Source organism: Megasphaera sp. SW808, assembly GCF_012027795.1.
GTDB lineage: Bacteria > Bacillota > Negativicutes > Veillonellales > Megasphaeraceae > Megasphaera > Megasphaera stantonii.
In genome coordinates this window covers 128,101-146,068 of the sequence record NZ_SJOT01000001.1, presented here as the reverse complement: position 1 = coordinate 146,068, position 17,968 = coordinate 128,101, and the positions used below count along the sequence as shown (strand labels likewise).

11 protein-coding genes and 3 tRNA genes are annotated in these 17,968 nt (G+C 55.0%); 2 read left to right on the top strand and 12 right to left on the bottom strand.

The window, feature by feature from the left end:
• Window positions 1-6: 6 nt before the first annotated feature.
• The 6 genes from E0L13_RS00675 to E0L13_RS00650 form a co-directional block, all read right to left on the bottom strand.
• The gene (locus tag E0L13_RS00675; protein WP_087476775.1) at window positions 7-1,242 is read right to left on the bottom strand and encodes an FprA family A-type flavoprotein; all 1,236 of its coding nucleotides are present in this window, start codon (window positions 1,240-1,242) and stop codon (window positions 7-9) included.
• 123 nt (window positions 1,243-1,365) lie between these two features.
• A complete protein-coding gene (locus E0L13_RS00670; RefSeq protein WP_168059572.1) occupies window positions 1,366-2,676 on the bottom strand; it encodes a hypothetical protein in 1,311 nt (436 codons plus the stop codon).
• A 26-nt stretch (window positions 2,677-2,702) separates the two neighbouring features.
• Complete coding sequence (locus E0L13_RS00665; RefSeq protein ID WP_168059571.1) at window positions 2,703-3,374, bottom strand: hypothetical protein; 672 nt, start codon at window positions 3,372-3,374, stop codon at window positions 2,703-2,705.
• Window positions 3,371-5,122 (bottom strand): DUF2157 domain-containing protein, encoded by a 1,752-nt coding sequence (locus tag E0L13_RS00660; RefSeq protein WP_206081437.1) that lies wholly within the window; start codon window positions 5,120-5,122, stop codon window positions 3,371-3,373. Before E0L13_RS00660 ends, E0L13_RS00665 begins: the two co-directional genes overlap by 4 nt.
• A gap of 147 nt (window positions 5,123-5,269) precedes the next feature.
• Entirely contained in the window at window positions 5,270-5,716 is a 447-nt protein-coding gene (locus E0L13_RS00655; protein WP_107196775.1) for a universal stress protein, read from the bottom strand.
• Between the two features lie 143 nt (window positions 5,717-5,859).
• Entirely contained in the window at window positions 5,860-6,306 is a 447-nt protein-coding gene (locus E0L13_RS00650; RefSeq protein ID WP_087476772.1) for a universal stress protein, read from the bottom strand.
• Between the two features lie 281 nt (window positions 6,307-6,587).
• On the opposite strand from E0L13_RS00650, the gene E0L13_RS00645 reads away from it, so the two are divergent.
• The gene (locus E0L13_RS00645) at window positions 6,588-8,033 is read left to right on the top strand and encodes a sodium:proton antiporter (protein ID WP_087476771.1); all 1,446 of its coding nucleotides are present in this window, start codon (window positions 6,588-6,590) and stop codon (window positions 8,031-8,033) included.
• Window positions 8,034-8,278: 245 nt separating this feature from the next.
• On the opposite strand, the gene E0L13_RS00640 is transcribed toward E0L13_RS00645, so the two are convergent.
• The 4 genes from E0L13_RS00640 to speE all read right to left on the bottom strand — a co-directional run bounded on the left by E0L13_RS00640 (window position 8,279) and on the right by speE (window position 9,483).
• Window positions 8,279-8,354: transfer RNA gene (locus tag E0L13_RS00640), tRNA-Lys, on the bottom strand.
• A 5-nt stretch (window positions 8,355-8,359) separates the two neighbouring features.
• A tRNA-Gln gene (locus E0L13_RS00635) sits at window positions 8,360-8,434 on the bottom strand.
• A 1-nt stretch (window position 8,435) separates the two neighbouring features.
• Window positions 8,436-8,511: transfer RNA gene (locus E0L13_RS00630), tRNA-His, on the bottom strand.
• 123 nt (window positions 8,512-8,634) lie between these two features.
• Entirely contained in the window at window positions 8,635-9,483 is an 849-nt protein-coding gene (speE, locus tag E0L13_RS00625; protein ID WP_087476769.1) for a polyamine aminopropyltransferase, read from the bottom strand.
• A gap of 254 nt (window positions 9,484-9,737) precedes the next feature.
• Between speE and E0L13_RS00620 the strand changes: the two genes are divergently transcribed.
• Window positions 9,738-14,042, top strand: coding sequence for a 2-hydroxyacyl-CoA dehydratase (locus E0L13_RS00620; RefSeq protein WP_168059570.1), 4,305 nt, complete (start codon window positions 9,738-9,740; stop codon window positions 14,040-14,042).
• A gap of 119 nt (window positions 14,043-14,161) precedes the next feature.
• On the opposite strand, the gene E0L13_RS00615 is transcribed toward E0L13_RS00620, so the two are convergent.
• On the bottom strand, window positions 14,162-14,317 hold the full coding sequence (locus E0L13_RS00615; RefSeq protein WP_162860304.1) for a hypothetical protein: 156 nt from the start codon (window positions 14,315-14,317) through the stop codon (window positions 14,162-14,164).
• Window positions 14,318-14,437: 120 nt separating this feature from the next.
• Complete coding sequence (locus tag E0L13_RS00610) at window positions 14,438-17,914, bottom strand: DNA polymerase III subunit alpha (protein WP_168059569.1); 3,477 nt, start codon at window positions 17,912-17,914, stop codon at window positions 14,438-14,440.
• Between the last annotated feature and the right edge of the window lie 54 nt (window positions 17,915-17,968).

Here is a 17,968-nt window from a genome sequence, read left to right as displayed (position 1 = left end):
TCTATCTTAAAGCAAGGATTTCGGTTCCGGATACGCTTTGATATCGTCGGCGACAGCTTTGGCAATTTCGTCGATGATGCCTTCCTGGTCGTCGCGGAGAGACGATTTCATGTCGAGGGTCGGTTCGAGAAGTTCGCAGTTCTTGAAGCGGTTCTGTACGTAGTCGACCATCGTGTTGTACGCGGCGGATGCCCAGCTGTGATTGCCGATAACGGCGATCTTGCGGTTCTGGAACATGAGGGTCTTCAAGTCGTGGAGGAAGTTTTCCATCGGCAGGAAGAGGTTCAGGTTGTACGTAGGAGCAGCCAGAACCAAGTGGCTGTATTCCCAGGCCTTCGCCGTAACGTAGGACGGGTGAATCTTGGCTACGTCGTACAGGCGGACGTCGCGGATGCCGAGCATGCTCAGCTTATGAGCCAATACGCAGGCAGCCCGTTCGGTGTTGCCGTAAATGGACGAGAACGCGATGACGACGCCCTTCTTTTCCGGTACGTATTTTGCCCAGTGGAGATATTTTTCAATGATGTACTGAATCGTTTCCGGAGTGCGGAATACGACGCCGTGAAGCGGGCAGATGACTTCGATAGGAATGCCGGCGGCTTTCTGCAGGACTTTTACGACCTGCGGGCCGAATTTGCCGACGATGTTGACGTAGTAACGGCGGGCCGAATCGAGGTAATTTTCTTCAAAATCGACCTGGTCGGCGTATACATTGCCTACAGTGCCGAACATGCCGAAAGCGTCGGCACTGAACAATACCTTATCCGTAATATCGTAGGACATGATAACTTCCGGCCAGTGAACCATCGGCGCTTTGACAAACGTGAGGACGTGCTTGCCCAGTTTGAGCTGGTCTCCTTCCTTGACTTCTACATAGCGGCTCGGCATGGGTTTGCGGAAGAACTGTTCGAACAGCTTAAAGGTCTGAGCCTGAGCGACAATTTTTGCTTCCGGATGTTTTTCCAGCAGCGCGACGGCAGAGCTGGCATGGTCCGGTTCCATATGCTGCAAAATGAAATAATCCAATTTGCGGCCTTTGAGCAAATATTCTACGTCTTCAATGAATTCGTCGCGGCAGCTCTTGTCCATCGCGTCGACAACGCAGGTCATTTCGTCGTCGATGAAATAGGAGTTGTACGTAACGCCTTCGGGAATCGGGAAAATCCGTTCAAAAATTTCGGTGCGGAAATCGTTGCACCCCATCCAATAAATGCCATTTTTAATTTCTTCTACGCAATGCATAGCAGACTACCTCCTTATGTACATAGTAAAACACTTGTAAATCGCTGATATAAAAATCTTGTTACATATGTATCATATCACGTTTTACACTAATAGAAAATATCTTTAAAGAAAAAATATTGATTATTTAGGTTTCTTTTCCGATTCCGATTTCCCCGCATCGGACCCGCCCTTTCGTTCCTGCGGCGCGCCGCTGTCAGAAGACGCTTCTTCCTGCCGTTCGCTTTCTTCGTTCTTTGCCCTTTCGTCGGACGGCGAATCCTTGTCTTTAGAAGCCATAGCGTCGGCTCGCTGCTGTTCCTCCGATACGCCGCGGCGTTCCGTCTGGGAAACGGCCGGTTCGTCGCCGATGGAGTTCGCTTCCGATACGAGGCGGTCTACAAGCTGCTGCAGCACGTCCTGATCAGCCTGAGACAGCTCTTTGCTGCTGAACAGCATTTCCTGTGCCTGTTCAGCCAGGGCCGACGCCTGGGACCGTGCTTCGCGCTGGCTGATACGGCCCGAATGATAGTTGCGGTTCAGCTCGCGGAGGGCACTGGAAATTTCGGCAGTCTTCGTGCGGATGCGGGCGGCGGCCAATTCGCCGCTGCGCTGTTTCTGCGCGTCGGCGTCGTGAATCTTCTTGTCTTCTTCGCGGCTTTCCAGCAGTTCTTCCTGCTGCTGTTCCGATACGCGTTCCAATGACGCCGCCGTCACATGGGTGCCGACGTAATACTCGTACCCCATATAAGCCAGGATCGCGATGGGAAGGCACAGCAGCATCATTTCGATTCGCCGCAGGTGAGCCGCCTGCTTCCAGCTGATGACGTTGCGGCGGCGGTGCTCGATGACCAGGACGACGCCGATGATAAGGACGATCAAAAGCATCGCTATATAGATGAATAACTTATGCCAGACCGTCGCCTGCAGCTGTATTTGAAAGGGCTCCGACGCGTTGAGGCTCCACATATACGTGCTGCCCTGCTCGTCGGCCGTCGTGCTGTTGCTCTCGACTTCCGTTCCCGATGGGAAGGACACGATGTATTCCAGGTCCGCGCCGTTTTCTTCCATCGCCATGCCCAGCCGCAGGTGCTCCAGGCTGTCTTCGTCGAAGGTATAATCAATGTAGTACGTCGAGCAGATCAGCCCGTCGTGGGTCTTATGAATGATGCGGTCGACAGAGCTTTTATTGGCCCCTTCTTTCGTCACGGTCTTCATGGCCCGGAAGCCCTCGCCGTTGCTGTTGTTGTAGTCCATGATCGTATAATTCCGCTTCTGGAATTCGTCGGCGTCGCCGCGCAGGGCCTTCTGCCCTTCCGCCGTTTCCGACACCTTCAGCACGTCCTGCGTCTCGCTGCCGTCGTCATGGATAATCGTCTGAGCGCGAAAGCCCGACAGCAATACGAACGAAAGGGCCAGCATCAGGGTAATGCCCAATTTCACATACGATTTCATAATAGCCTCTCCTTCTGTCCAAGCGGTTATTCTTCTGTCGGCGGCACCATGCCGGACTCTACGATGCTCGGCTTATTGAATACGGAAGCCGTCTTTTGTTTCTGCTCGGCTTCCTTCTTCGCCCGGGCTTCGGCCATCGCGGCGCCGTTGCCGCACTCTTCCAAGGGAATGCCGTTGACGAACACGCCCTCGATAACGCCCTGGCCTTTCTTCATGCGGACGCTGGCGACGACGTTATCCTTTTCGCTGATATTGTAAATCCCGTCGGCCAGCTCCGGCGCAATGCGGTACCGGTCGAAGGCAACCTTGAACTGGACGACGCCGTCCTGGAACGATACGACGACGGCGTCCATATAATCCCCGCCGATTCCCGGCTTTTCCGCCGACGCCCCTTCTACCTTCATCAGGCCGCTGGCGTCATGGGAAATATGAACGTATATTTTTTCCCCTTCTTCCGGAGCCGACCCGTCCATCCACGTCGTCGTGTCTTCCGGGAAGACGACGCGCACGTAGTCCGTGCCGAAGGACGACTCTTCCAATCTCGGCAGGCACCGCCACTGGTACGGGATGCCGTCTACGCTGATGTTATGCCAGCGCCATCCTATGTAAGACAAGACTCCCAGTTGGACGAGGACGACGAGGAGGAAGACTATCCATTTATGCTTTCCGTCAGGAGAAAAGGTTCCTATTCCTTTCATTTCTTCGTGTCTCCTTCCTGCGACCACGGCGACCGCGAAAAATGTTTTTCCCGCTTAGCCGGCCCGGCCATCGACTGCCACGGCGAAGAGGTTATCCGCTCTGCCGGACGCGGCTCGTCGGCTTTCTTTCGTCTGCGCCCTTCGTCCTTCATCGTCGGCAGGGCGATCGCGTCGGGACTGCGGAACACGGGCGGTACAAACTGCGACTGCGGCGCTTCCTTCGGCGTCACCGTCCCGGCCGGCCGATACCCCGTATCTGCCGGTTCCGGCGCCAGGTCTTCCAGCGGCGGAAGATGAATATCCTTCATCCATTCCGCCAGCGTGTCGGCGTCGGCCGCCGCGTCCTTCGCCTCCTGGGGGGACTCGAATACAGGCGCCGATTCCCCGCCGTCGGTTTTCGCTTCTCCCGTCTCCCGGCGCACCGTCGCCGCCGTATGCTTTACGCGGGAGCGGCGGGCCGCCCGCAGTTCTGCGTTTTTCCGGCTGGACGCCGTGCGGCGGCGCTGGAAGAACACCAATCCCAAAATCGCCATGACGACCAGGGGCACGACAGGCGAAAAGGTCGTGGCGAAGACAAAGACCAGCATGAGGCAGGCCAGCATCACCGTGCCGAAGCGCGTATGATTGACATGGCCGCCCTTGACGCCCTGCATGATTTCATAAAAGCCCAGGAAGATCATGTAGGCCGCCGAAATGATGAGCGGTACGGACGAATAGAGCCCGCTGCGCACGATCAGCGTTTCCCCTAATAAGATGAAGGGGATAAAGGAATATATCACCGGCCCCCAAAGGCGCGTCTTGACGCCCCGGGCCAGCAGGGCGATGATCAGCAGAAACAGGAGGAACAAGATGGTCATCGTCGTCCAATGAAAGCCCTGAATATCGGCGACGCCGTACCAGGAGACGGGCATACAGGAAATAAGCAGCGACGCCGCCGCGGCAAAGCGCCCGAACCAGCGGAACGGAACGCCCCAGGACTTGCGGATATCGATGGAATACCCCGTCAGCATAATGACCGCCGCCAAAGCCGACAGCAGCAAAAAGGGAATGTACGCCGCATTGCGCGTAGCCAGTCCGAAGGCGGCGAACACTGTGACAGTGACCGTCCAGGAGAAAACAGATAATCGGACCTCGTCCTTCTGCTGCACCAGCAGGCGGTACATCGGAAGCGGCAGGACGACGAAGAGCCAGAAAAAGGCCGCTCCTCCCGGCGCGTTGATATACCCGCCCAGAGCCGCCCAAACCAGCACGGCAAGGCAATACACCACGACGGCCCCCACAGCTCGCAGCAGGTACGCCGCCGGCAGGCTCAGGACAGCGCAGGTGAAAATATAGGCCGGCGTATCCCAGCCCAGATAAAAGGTCTGTCCCGCCATGGCTATCGACACGAATACGGCCACGCACTGGGCTAAGGCGACGCCTTCTCCCAGCAGCGTCCCCTGACGATTTTGGAACAAGGCCAGGGCCACGCCGCTTTGCGAAAGGACCAGCAGGACGACAGCCAGGGCCATCCGCAGGGCGACGGAAATGTGATACCACACGTAAGCGGCGCCCCAGATCAAAGCGACGCCGAGAATAGAACAGGTCACGATGGCTAAGGCCGTATACACCAGGGCCGGCCAGCCCGTAACGCCCTGTCTCCGGCAGGACTGCCGTATGTTTTGTTCTGCCTCCGCAGAAATCCAACCTTTAGCGGCCCAATCGCTGATTTGCCGATTCAGCCACTCCGTATTATTTTTCCATATCATATATGCTGCCTCCCAGGCACGTAGTAGTCATAGTATCGCGCAGTCGTATTCCTGCGCATCATCAGTATATCACAAAATAGGCAAATCCCATACATGAAAAAAAGACTTTGTCCCGCCTTGCAAGGGACAAAGCCTTCTCTTATACCATTATTTTACAATCAGCACGGAGCATCCTGCACGAGTAACGACATAGCTGCTGACAGACCCGAGGAACAGCCCTTTCAAGGGCCCTAAGCCCCGGCTTCCCATGACGATCAAATCAAAGTCGCCGTCCTTCGCCGCTTCTACGATAGCCGGTCCCGGAGAACCGACGGCGAATACACTTTTGACGGGAACCGACTCCGGCACGGTCTTTGCAATACCGTCGAGAAATACCTGGCCTTCTTTTTCCATATCCTGAGGCAGGTGTTCTTTTACGTATTCCGTCGCCGTGGAAATTTGGTCGAAGTTTGCCAGCGGGGCGATGTCATGAGCCACATAGGCCAACGTAATAGAAGCGCCGTAGGTCGTCGCGAGGTCAACGGCTTGTTCCAATGCCCGTTTGGCGTTGTCAGAACCATCAATCGGAACGAGGATCGAATTGTACTTTGTCATATGAATCCCTCCTGTCGATTAAGCCTAGCAGGTCTTTATATTAAATAACTTCTATATACGTCGAGATTTTCCTTCTTTTTTATCGTCTTTGTCTTATGAAATTACGGAATGCAAGCAGCTCCTGTATCCGCCCAGCTTCCCGTTTATTTGACAATCAATACGGGGCAAACGGAATGCGTGACGACGTAGCTGCTGACAGATCCCATGAACAGACCTTTCAAGGGTCCTAAGCCGCGGCTTCCCATGACGATGAGGTCAGCGTTGTACTTTTTAGCGACGGACAATACGGCCGGTCCCGGAGAGCCGACTTCAAAGACGCTCTTGACTTCGATATTCTGCGGAATGACCTTCGCATAGTCGTCGAGAATGCTCTTGCCTTCTTCTTCCATGTCCAGAGCGACTTGTTCCGTTACGTATCCGCTGGCATTCGGAATTTGGTCGAAGTTAGAGATTACCGATACGATATTCGCCACATATACCAACGTAATCGTAGCTCCCAAGGCCGAAGCGATGACGACGGCATGTTCCAGCGCCCGCTTGGAGTTAACCGAGCCGTCCGTCGGAACGATGATGTTGTTATATTGTTTCATATGAATCCCTCCTGTCTTACCCTTTCTATATAGATAAATTCTCTATACGTCGCCAAAATCCTTCTTTTTCTTTACGAAAAAACAGATTTCTGCGAAAAAATCTGTCGCGCCATGTCATTTCGGCATATAACATCGGCAAGTATCCCTGCTCATTGCGGCATGTTATACGTTATACTCATCTTTTCTAAAATTTAGTACATTCATTCTCCAACTTATGTTATAATTGTAAGTAATACATGGAAACGGCTTGTATTTCCAAAAGAAAGGCGGTTGTTACCGAAATGAAAACCTTATTCCGTCCCTTATGCCTTGCGCTGCTGCTCTGCCTGACGTCTGTTCCGGCAGCGTTCGCCAGCGAAGGCGGCGCTCACGCTATCGTCAGCGCCACCCTGCCGGCCTGGAGCATTATCCCCTTCGTCGGCATGCTCTTGTCCATCGCTATCTGCCCCCTCGTCAAGCCCCACTGGTGGGAAAAAAATATGCTTGCCGTGGCTATCGGCTGGTCCCTGGTCTTCCTCGTCCCCTTCGCCGCAGCCTACGGCATGGGCGAAGCGTTGTTCCGGCTCCTGGAATCGGTATTGATCGATTACGTTCCCTTTATCGTCCTCCTCTTCGGCCTGTTCGTCGTCGCCGGCGGCATCGCCGTCAAGGGGACCTTAGCAGGTACGCCCAAGATCAACGCCCTCCTCCTGCTCATCGGCACCGTCCTGGCCAGCTGGGTCGGCACGACCGGCGCAGCCATGCTCATGATCCGGCCGGTCATCAAGGCCAACGCCTGGCGGCAGAAAAAGGTCCACGTCATCGTATTCTTCATCTTCCTCGTCGCCAACATCGGCGGCTGCCTGACGCCCCTCGGCGACCCGCCCCTGTTCATGGGCTTCCAGCGCGGCGTCCCCTTTACCTGGACCTTCCATCTCCTGCCTATTTTATTGTTTAATATGGTCATCCTGTTCCTCGTCTTTTTCTTCCTCGATTCCCATTTGTACAAAAAGGAGCTGGCCGCCGGCCGCTCGCCTCAGGATAACCAGCCTGCTGAAAAAGAACCGATCCGCGTTGAAGGCGCGCACAATATCGTCTTCATCGCCCTGATCATCGTCGGCGTCGTCGCCAACGGCGTCCTTCCCAAGGAATTCGCTTTCTTCGCCAACGGAGCGGGCATTCCCGTATACGATGAAATCGTCTTCCCCTATGCGACGGTAGTCGAAATCATCCTCATCCTGCTGGCGGCGTACTTATCCCTCAAGACGACAAAGACGGAAACGCGTCAGCTCAACGAATTTACCTATGCGCCTATCGCCGAAGTGGCGAAGCTGTTCATCGGCATTTTCATCACCATGATTCCGGCCCTGATTTTCCTGAAAACTCACGGAGCTGAACTGGGCTTGTCCGAACCGTGGCAGATGTTCTGGGCGACGGGTGCGCTGTCGTCCTTCCTGGACAACACGCCGACGTACCTCGTCTTCCTCCAGACGGCAGGAGCCCTCGGCGCGACGCAGGGCATCGCTACCTCCGTCGGCACGGTATCCCAGCTCATGCTGGAAGCCATTTCAGCCGGCGCCGTATTCATGGGGGCCAACACGTATATCGGCAACGCGCCGAACTTCATGGTCAAATCCATCGCCGAAGAAAACAAGATCAAAATGCCCAGCTTCTTTGGTTACATGGGCTGGTCCTGCGCTATCTTGATCCCGACCTTTATCCTCGATATGATTATATTCTTCTGGTAAATTCCAGAAGCATGCAAATGGAGCTGTCATACGTTAACAGTATGGCAGCCCCATTTTTTATATAATTTTTTGCAACATGGAGTAGCGGCAGATATACGACGGCTGTCGTTACCCCAGCATGTATTATAAAACCACCAAGCCACTAGCTGTACAGCCTAATGCCTAGTAAGAGCTGCAGCGCGGCATATGCGAAATACATGTATTTGGGAAAACAAAAAAAGCCGTCCCATTGGACAGCTTTCTTATGGTGATTCACCCGAGATTCGAACTCGGGACACCCTGATTAAAAGTCAGGTGCTCTACCGACTGAGCTAGTGAATCATGGCTGGCAGGGGTAGCTGGATTCGAACCAGCGCATAGCGGAGTCAAAGTCCGGTGCCTTACCACTTGGCTATACCCCTATGGGGCGAGTAAAGGGATTCGAACCCTTGCGTAACGGAGCCACAATCCGCCGTGTTGACCGCTTCACCATACCCGCCATATTGTAATCTGCGCGACAGCGCCCTTAGCTGCGCTATAAGCGCCGTCAACGTAGATTATAATATCATTTCGCAGATGCAATGTCAATAGCAAAATTATATTTTTTATGTACTTTTTTCGCTTAGCGATCTTTTTCCCCATACAGGACGTCTTTTACGAAGTTCGGCAGTACGAAAGCGCTGCGCTGAATCCCTTCGTTGTAGTATTTCGTCGGGAAGGTGCGCTTGCGGTTCGGTTCCCATGTCAGGGGATCGTACTTCTTCGAGCCCATAGTAAAGCAGTGCATGCCCGTCGGATACAGGGGAATGAAGGCCGTGTACAGGCGCGTGATGGGGAAGATATCGGACACGCAGTCCTTGATTTCCCGCACGAGCTTGCTGTGCATAAAGGGAGATTCCGTCTGCTGTACAAACAAGCCGTCTTCCTTCAAAGCCTTAAAGGTGTCTTTATAGAATTCATACGTAAACAAGCCTTCGCCGGGGCCGACCGGATCAGAGCAGTCGACGATGATGACGTCGTAGAAATCTTTCGCTTCGCGCATGAAGGCAATGCCGTCGCCGACCTTGACGGTCAGCTTCGGATTGTTTTCCCGCATGGCTTTGGAAATCGCCGGGAAAAACTGCTTCGACAGCTCGATGACCTTGCCGTCGATGTCGACCATCGTGACGTGTTCTACTTCGGGATGGCGCACGGCTTCACGAGCTGCGCCGCCGTCGCCGCCGCCGATGATGAGGACGTTTTTCGGATTGGGATGCAAAAACAGCGGGATATGGGTAATGCATTCGTGATAAATAAACTCGTCCTTGTCAGACGTCTGGAACACGCCGTCCAGCACGAGCATACGGCCGAATTCCTTCGAATCGGCTACGATAATATCCTGAAAATCAGATTTGCCTTCATATAAAATTTCCGATACTTCTGCGCTCAGGTCCAAGTACGGAGACTGATGTTCTGTCACAAATTTTTTCATGAGTACCTCCTATATTGTCTCTTAACTATATGTTATTGTAACACAAAAGAGTAAACAAAAGGAAGTAATTGTATACGTATCGCTCATAGGTGGAGGTAAAATTTTCATATGAATTCTCATTCCGGCACCTTACAGTTTTGACTCCATATGGTACAATATAGAGTAGACTTATATGCGCCGTATTCCTTTAAACGCGGCGCCTGCATCTATAGATTATCAGAAAGATCGGCTTTGCAGCCGATAAGGTGACTCACATGAAAAACATATTACATATAGGCATTGACATTGGTTCGACGACGGTAAAGATCGCCGTCCTCAACGACGCCAAGCAATGCCTGCACGCGTGCTATGTCCGCCACTACACGGACATTCGCCAAAAGGTGTGGGATTTGCTGCAAAATGCCTATGAGATTTTCGGTGACCAACAAATCACCATTGCCATTACAGGCTCCGGCGGCATCGCCCTGGCAGACTACCTGGGCATCGCCTTCGTTCAGGAAGTCATCGCCGGCACGAAGGCCGTCCGCACCTATTACCCCCAGTCGGACGTCATTATCGAGCTGGGCGGCGAAGACGCGAAGATTACCTATCTGACCGGCGGCAACGAACACCGCATGAACGGCAACTGCGCCGGCGGCACGGGCGCGTTCATCGACCAGATGGCCACGCTGCTCCACACCGACGCCAGCGGCTTAAACGCTCTGGCCGAAAAATCGGATACCCTGTATCCCATCGCCGCCCGCTGCGGCGTATTCGCCAAAACGGATATCCAGGCCCTCCTCAACGAAGGGGCCAGCAAGGAAAACGTCGCCGCGTCGGTCTTCCAGTCCATCGTCTTCCAGACGATTACAGGCCTGGCCTGCGGCCGCCCCATCAAGGGTACGGTCTGCTTCCTCGGCGGCCCGCTGACCTATTTGCCGCAGCTGCGCCGTCAGTTTGCCAAGACACTTCATTTAGACGACGATCACGTCGTCGCGCCGGAAAACGCCCAGGTATACGTAGCCATCGGCGCGGCCCTGGGCAGCTTCGACGAAACGCCTGTATCCTTCATGAACCTCATGGGACAGCTGAAAAACGTCGACGAATCGTCTCTGGCAAAATCGGACCGCATCGATCCCCTCTTCGACAGCGAAGAAGAGCTGCGCGAATTTCAGCAGCGCCACTCGCAGCATACCGTCCCCTACGGCGACCTGGCCGCCTACAGCGGGCCGTGCTACCTGGGCCTCGACGCCGGCTCGACGACGATCAAGGCCGTCCTGCTGAGCGAAGACCTGAAAATCCTCTATACGCACTATCAGAATAACGAAGGCAGCCCGCTCATGGCCGCCAAAAAGATCATCGAAGAAGTGTACAGCCGCCTGCCCGACGGCGCGTTTATCGCCAAGACCGGCATTACGGGCTACGGCGAAGCCCTGCTGAAAGAAGCGCTGCACCTCGATATCGGCGAAGTCGAAACCATCGCCCACTATCAGGCGGCAGCCCATTTCTGCCCTGACGTCGATTTCATCCTCGACATCGGCGGGCAGGACATGAAATGCAGCCGCTTAAAGGACGGCCACATCGAGGACATCCTCCTCAACGAAGCCTGCTCGTCAGGCTGCGGCTCATTCCTCGACACCTTCGCCAAGTCGCTGAACCTGTCTATCGAAGAGTTTTCCAAGGCAGCCCTGATGGCCAAAAGCCCTATCGACCTGGGCTCGCGCTGCACCGTTTTCATGAATTCCAAGGTCAAGCAGGCCCAGAAGGAAGGAGCGACCCTCGCGGATATTTCCGCCGGCCTGTCCTACTCGGTCATCAAGAACGCCTTATATAAAGTAATAAAAGTAAAAGACCCGGAAAAGCTGGGCAAATACATCGTCGTCCAGGGCGGCACCTTCTACAACGACGCCGTGCTGCGGGCTTTTGAAAAGCTCCTGGGCCGCCAGGTCATCCGGCCGGCCATCGCCGGCCTCATGGGAGCCTTCGGCATGGGGCTTATCTGCCGCTCGTCCTACCATAGCGACCACGCCAAGACGACGCTGCTCAGCCGGCAGGATCTGGCCGGCCTATCCGTCGCCACGTCGATCCGCCACTGCGGCCTGTGCACGAATAACTGCCTGCTGACGGTCAACACCTTCAACGACGGCCGTTCCTTCATTACGGGCAACCGCTGCGAACGGGGCGCCGCCGGCTCGACGACAGCCCGCAAGAAAGCGCTGCCCAACATGTACAAGGTCAAGTACAATTTGCTGTTCAACCAGTACAAACCGCTGGAGCAGGGCCCCCGCGGCACCGTCGGCATTCCCCGCGTGCTGAACATGTACGAAGACTATCCCTTCTGGTTTACTTTCTTCACCAAGCTGGGCTACACCGTCGTCTTGTCCGACCCATCCTCCAAGGAACTGTTTGAAAAGGCCATGGACACGGTCCCCTCCGATTCGGCCTGCTATCCGGCCAAGCTCGTCCACGGCCACATCGAAAACCTGCTGGAAAAGGGCGTAGACCGCATTTTCTATCCCTGCATCCAAAACGGCCCCCAGGAAGGCAGCCGGGACAACAGCTTCAACTGCCCCATGGTCATGAGCTATCCCGAAGTCATTCGCCACAATATGGTGGAACGCCTGTCCGACACGAACACCCTCTACCTGTGCCCCTTCCTGCCGCTTCACGATAAAAAGCGCATCGTACCGCGCCTGCAGGAAGAACTGCGCGTATGGAATATCGGCAAGAAGGAAATCAAGGAAGCCGCCCTGGCCGCCTGGGACGAAGAAGAATCGTACAAACAGAAATACCGCGACCTGACCAAGGCCACGCTGGAACGGCTGGCGAAAGACGGCGACAGGGCCATCGTCCTCTGCGGCCGTCCCTATCACATCGACCCGGAAATCAATCACGGCATCCCCGAGCTCATCAACAGCCTGGGCCTGGCCGTCCTGACGGAAGACGGCGTCGCTCCCCTGGGACACCTGCCGGAGGAACTGCGCGTCGTCGACCAGTGGTCCTACCATTCCCGCCTGTATCGGGCGGCGCAGTACATCGTCACGCAGCCCAACCTGGAATTGGTCGAACTCAATTCCTTCGGCTGCGGCCTCGACGCCATCGTCGCCGACCAGGTACAGGAAATCCTGGCTCAGGGCCATAAAATCCATACATTGCTGAAAATCGACGAAGGGTCTAACCTCGGCGCCATCCGCATCCGCCTGCGCTCCCTCTTGTTCGTCATGAATCACCGGAAACCGAGTACGGAAACGACGGAACCCTATTCGTACCACAAGGCCCTGTTCACGGAGGCCGACAAAAAGACGAACGTCATTTTAGCGCCGTCTATGACGCCGATTCACTTCCCCATGTTCGAAGCGGCCTTCGCCCACGAAGGCTACCACATCGAGCTCCTGCCCCATCAGGGCCAGGAAGCCATCGACACGGGCCTGGCCTATATCCACAACGACGCCTGCTATCCGGCCATCATGTCCCTGGGGCAAATCATTACGGCCCTGAAATCGGGAAAATACGATCTGAAGCACACGTCGGTCATCATTTCCCAGACGGGCGGCTGCTGCCGGGCGACGAACTACATCGGCATGATCCGCAAAGCCCTGGCCGACGCCAACATGAGCGACGTAGCCATCATTTCCCTGAATACCAAGGGACTGAATCCTCAGCCGGGCTTCAAGCCTCATATCGGCTTCTGGCACCGCCTGGTCATGGCCATGGTATACGGCGACGCGCTGCAGCAGGTATTATACCGCACGCGGCCCTATGAAAAGGTAAAGGGCACGGCCGAAAGCCTGTTCAAAAAATGGCAGGAAAAATGCAAAGTCGACCTGATAAAAGCCGACGTCAAGACCTTCAAGAAAAACATCCGATCCATGATCGACGAATTCGACAACATCGACATGAGCGAAGAGATGAAGCCGCGCATCGGCCTGGTCGGCGAAATCTACGTCAAGTTCCATCCCATCGCCAACAACCACATCGTGCGCATGATCGAAGAAGAAGGCGGGGAAATCATCGTCTCCGGCCTGACGGATTTCTTCCTGTACGGCCTCCTCGACACCCAGTTCCGCCAGAAATACCTGTCGGGAAGCTGGATGTCGGCCCTGGCCAGCAAATCCATGGTGAAGCTCCTCGAATGGTACCGCAAGCCCTATTGCGAAGCCGTCGCCAAGAGCCGCCATTTCGACCCGGTCACGTCGATTTACGACATTGCCGACGAGGCGAAGGAATACTTATCTCTCGGCCACGTCGCCGGCGAAGGCTGGTTCCTGACCGGCGATATGATCGACCTCATCAAGCGGGGCGCGAAGAACATCGTCTGCCTCCAGCCCTGGGCCTGCCTGCCGAACCACGTAACGGGCAAGGGCATGATCAAAGCCCTGAAAGCGGCCTTCCCCGACACGAATATCGTCGCCATCGACTACGACCCCAGCGCCAGCTCGGTCAATCAGACAAACCGCCTGAAACTCATGCTGACGACGACCTTCGAAGGCATCCGCGAAACGGTCAGCACGACGGCCAAACCAGTAATCCCCTTCTTAAACGGCGTCCGCATCAACAGCACGCTGAACGCAGAAAAATGATATCTGAATTTCATGCCGGCAGGAATGATACGCCTGCCGGCATATGTTATCTCTTGCGCAAAAAAAAGCCCGTATGACAGATACTATACTCTGTCATACGGGCTTTGCCCTTCTCTATTTTATTTTTGCTGCATATCCTGCTTCCATTGTTTCAGCTTATCCTGGTCCTCTTTCGGGAGAGAAACGCCGCAGCAACCGCCGGTCGAACATCCGGCAAAGCCTTGGTACACGTCGGAAATCACGTTTTTTACTTGTTTCAACCGTTCTATTGTCATGGGAGACCCTCCTTTTATGTTTATAAGCTAAGGCTATGGTTACAGTATATCATATTTTTTCTTAATTTAAAATAATTATCTGTAAATATTTTATATCATTTATATCAATTCTGCATAGCCTCACTTCAACACGACAGAGCCCGGCTCCAGCATGGCTTCCAGCTCCTGCCGCAGGGAATCCTCCGTTTCTACCCAATACCGCGGGTCGGTCAAAATCGTGCGGCGGCTGCCCATGAGGTGAAAGTATACCTTGACTTCGCCGTGATGCTTTTCCAATACGCCGCCCAGGCGCGTGCTCAAGTCGCTTCGTTCCAGATGGGCCGGTATCTTGATAAACAGCTTCGTCCCCTTTCCCGGCTGCCAGAGTGCGCCGGCCCGGCGGGCGGCTGCGGCCATGCTCACGGCGTGCCCCTCTGCCGGCTGGTCTCCTAAGGGTGCTAACGTTTCGGCAATGAGTTGGATATCGTCGTCGTTAATATCGGCCCGGCCTTGAACGGAAACAGCCATATCGACGACGCAAAGATTCATATACTGGCTGAAAGCCTTGGGAAAGACGACGACGGGGATAGAGCCGGTGTAATCTTCAATCGTCAGGATAACCATCTGCTCGTTCCGCTTCGTCGTCACCTGCCGCCGTCCCGTCACCAGGCCGCCGATGCACAGCATTTTTCCGTCATACTGCCGGTTATCCTCGCCGAAGAGGACGGAAAGAGGCGTCATGGACTTCAGCACGTCTTCGTATTTTTCCAGGGGATGCCCGCTGAAATAGAAGCCGTCGTATTCCTTTTCCATAGCCAGCAGCATGTCCATGGGATATTCGGGAGCATTGGGATAGGCCAATTCCATCGCCGCAGTGTCGTTTCCGTCGTCGAACAAGCCCATCTGCCCCGATGCATCGTCCTTTTGCTTCTGCGCCCCGACGCTCATGGCCTCTTCCAGTACGGCGATGAGCTGCGACCGCGGCCGGCCGAAGGAATCCATAGATCCGCCTTTGATAAGGCTTTCCAGCATCTTGCGGTTTAGAATATGGTAATCGACGCGGCTGCAGAAATCGCTGAGCGACGTAAAGGGCCCGTCTTTTTCCCGGCTCGTGACGATAGCCTCGATGACGACGTCGCTGATGCTTTTGACTGCCGAAAGGCCGAAGCGTATGGCGCCGTTTTCGACGGAAAACATGGATACACTGGCGTTGACGTCCGGTGCCAGCACCTCGACGCCGTGACGGCGGCATTCCGAAATGTAATAGCTGATCTTGCGGATATCGTTGATAAAGCTGGTCATCGTCGCCGCCATGAATTCCGCCCGGTAGTGCGTCTTCAAATACGCCGTCTGCCAGGCGATGTAGGCGTAGGCCGCCGAGTGGGATTTATTGAAGCCGTAGCCGGCGAAGTATACCATGAGATCAAAGACCTTGTTGGCAATTTCGTCGGAAATGCCATTTTTCTGCGTCCCGGCCAAAAAGCTCTCCCGTTGGGCTTTCAGGATCGATTCCTTCTTCTTGCCCATGGCCCGACGCAGCAAATCTGCCTGTCCCAACGAGAAGCCGCCCATGACGGAAGCGATCTGCATGACCTGTTCCTGATACAGGATAACGCCGTACGTATCCTTTAAAATCGGCTCCAGCAAGGGATGAAGATAGGTGATTTCCTTTTCGCCGTGACTGCCCTTAATGAAATCCTCTACCATGCCGCTGCCCAAAGGCCCCGGACGGTACAGGGCGACGAGGGGAATCATGTCTTCGAAATGCTTTGGCGCCAGTTCCTTAACCAGCGTCGTAATGCCCGACGATTCCATCTGGAACACGCCGGCCGTATCGCCCTCCGTCAGGAGTTTGCACGTCTCCTGGTCGTCCAGGGGAATGGCGTCGATATCGATGTCGACGCCGTGCTGCTGCCGGATGAGCTTGACGGCGTCGCCGATGACGGTCAGCGTCCGCAGGCCCAGAAAGTCCATCTTGAGCAGGCCCAGCTCTTCAACCAGATCCTTGTCATACTGGGTCGTCAAATATCCTTCCTTTGAATACTGCATGGGCACGTAATCGTCTACCGGAGCAGCGGAAATTACGACGCCGGCCGCATGAGTCGACGAATGGCGTACCATTCCTTCAAGGGCGCGGCTCACTTCGACCATGTGATGAATCGTGCTGTTCGTCTCGTATTCCTGGCGGAATTCCTTGCTGATCTGCAGAGCCCGGTCGATAGTCAGGCCCAATTCCGTCGGCACGAGCTTCATAAAGCGGTTGACTTCGCCGAGAGGAATCGCCAAGGCCCGGCTGACGTCGCGCATGACTGCCCGGGCAGCCAGCGTTCCGAAAGTGATGATCAGCGCCACGTGTTCCTTGCCGTACTTGCGCGTTACGTAGTCGATGATGCGGCCGCGGTTTTCATAGCAGAAATCCATGTCGATATCGGGCATCGTCACCCGTTCCGGATTGAGGAACCGTTCAAAGAGGAGGTCGTATTTCAGCGGGTCCAGCCCCGTAATCCCCAGCAGATACGCTACGACGGAGCCCGCCGCCGAGCCGCGGCCCGGGCCGACGGGGATATCGTGGTCGCGGGCAAACTTGACATAGTCCCATACGATGAGGAAGTACGACGGAAAGCCCATCTTGTTGATGACGTCCAGCTCGTAATTCATGCGTTCCCGCACTTCCGGCGTCACCGGGTCGTACCGCGTCGGCAGGGCCTCTTCGCAGAGCTTGCGCAGGTACGACTCGTCCGTCTCCCCTTCGGGAACGGGGAATTTCGGCAAATGGCGCTCGTCAAAGGATATCTCCACATTGCACTTATCGGCGATTTCCAGCGTCGTATCCAGCGCTTCCGGCATATCGGGAAACAGCTCGGCCATTTCGTCACCGCTCTTCATGTAAAACTCGTCGTTGGCAAAGCGGAAATGGACCGGGTCTTCGAGGGTACTGCCCGTCGAAATGCATAATTTGACTTCCTGCGCCCCGGCATCTGACTTTTCAATGTAATGGAAATCGTTCGTCGCCACGACCTTCAATCCATATTCCTTCGACCAGCGCTTAAACACCTCGCGGACGATCTTTTCCTCCGCCAGCCCGTGATTCTGCACTTCCAGATAGAAATCGTCCTTGCCGAAAATGCGCACCAGCCGCTCCAGCGTCTGCCGGGCTCCTTCTTCGTCGCGGTTGAGGATATTCTGCTGGATATGGCCCTCGATGCAGGCGCTCATGGCGATAAGCCCCTCATGGTACTGCTCCAGCAGGTCGTAGTCGACGCGGGGCTTGTGGTAATTGTTTTCCCCGTCAACAAAGCCCTTCGACACGATTTTGACCAGATTATGATAGCCCTTCAAATCCTTCGCCAGCAGGATCAGATGGCATAACCGTTCCTTCGTCTTCTTCTCAAAGCGGCTGCCCTTGGTCATATAGACCTCGCAGCCTAAAATCGGCTTGACGCCCTGCTTCACCGCTTCTTTATACAAATAGATGACGCCGTACATATTGCCGTGATCCGTAATCGCCACGGCAGGCATATTCAATTCTTTTGCCTTCTGAACCATGTCGGGAATGCGGCACAGCCCGTCGAACAAGCTGTACTGCGTATGGACATGCAAATGGACAAATGGCCTCATGACAACGCTCCTTATCGATAAGTTACATACTGCAATGCTGCGTATCTTTTATTA

What these genes read in the sequence shown, in the direction of transcription:
- E0L13_RS00675 (WP_087476775.1), bottom strand. Translation starts at nt 1,242, where the DNA reads ATGCATTGCGTAGAAGAAATTAAAAATGGCATTTATTGGATGGGGTGC.
- E0L13_RS00670 (WP_168059572.1), bottom strand. Translation starts at nt 2,676, where the DNA reads ATGAAATCGTATGTGAAATTGGGCATTACCCTGATGCTGGCCCTTTCG.
- E0L13_RS00665 (WP_168059571.1), bottom strand. Translation starts at nt 3,374, where the DNA reads ATGAAAGGAATAGGAACCTTTTCTCCTGACGGAAAGCATAAATGGATA.
- E0L13_RS00660 (WP_206081437.1), bottom strand. Translation starts at nt 5,122, where the DNA reads ATGATATGGAAAAATAATACGGAGTGGCTGAATCGGCAAATCAGCGAT.
- E0L13_RS00655 (WP_107196775.1), bottom strand. Translation starts at nt 5,716, where the DNA reads ATGACAAAGTACAATTCGATCCTCGTTCCGATTGATGGTTCTGACAAC.
- E0L13_RS00650 (WP_087476772.1), bottom strand. Translation starts at nt 6,306, where the DNA reads ATGAAACAATATAACAACATCATCGTTCCGACGGACGGCTCGGTTAAC.
- E0L13_RS00645 (WP_087476771.1), top strand. Translation starts at nt 6,588, where the DNA reads ATGAAAACCTTATTCCGTCCCTTATGCCTTGCGCTGCTGCTCTGCCTG.
- speE (WP_087476769.1), bottom strand. Translation starts at nt 9,483, where the DNA reads ATGAAAAAATTTGTGACAGAACATCAGTCTCCGTACTTGGACCTGAGC.
- E0L13_RS00620 (WP_168059570.1), top strand. Translation starts at nt 9,738, where the DNA reads ATGAAAAACATATTACATATAGGCATTGACATTGGTTCGACGACGGTA.
- E0L13_RS00615 (WP_162860304.1), bottom strand. Translation starts at nt 14,317, where the DNA reads ATGACAATAGAACGGTTGAAACAAGTAAAAAACGTGATTTCCGACGTG.
- E0L13_RS00610 (WP_168059569.1), bottom strand. Translation starts at nt 17,914, where the DNA reads ATGAGGCCATTTGTCCATTTGCATGTCCATACGCAGTACAGCTTGTTC.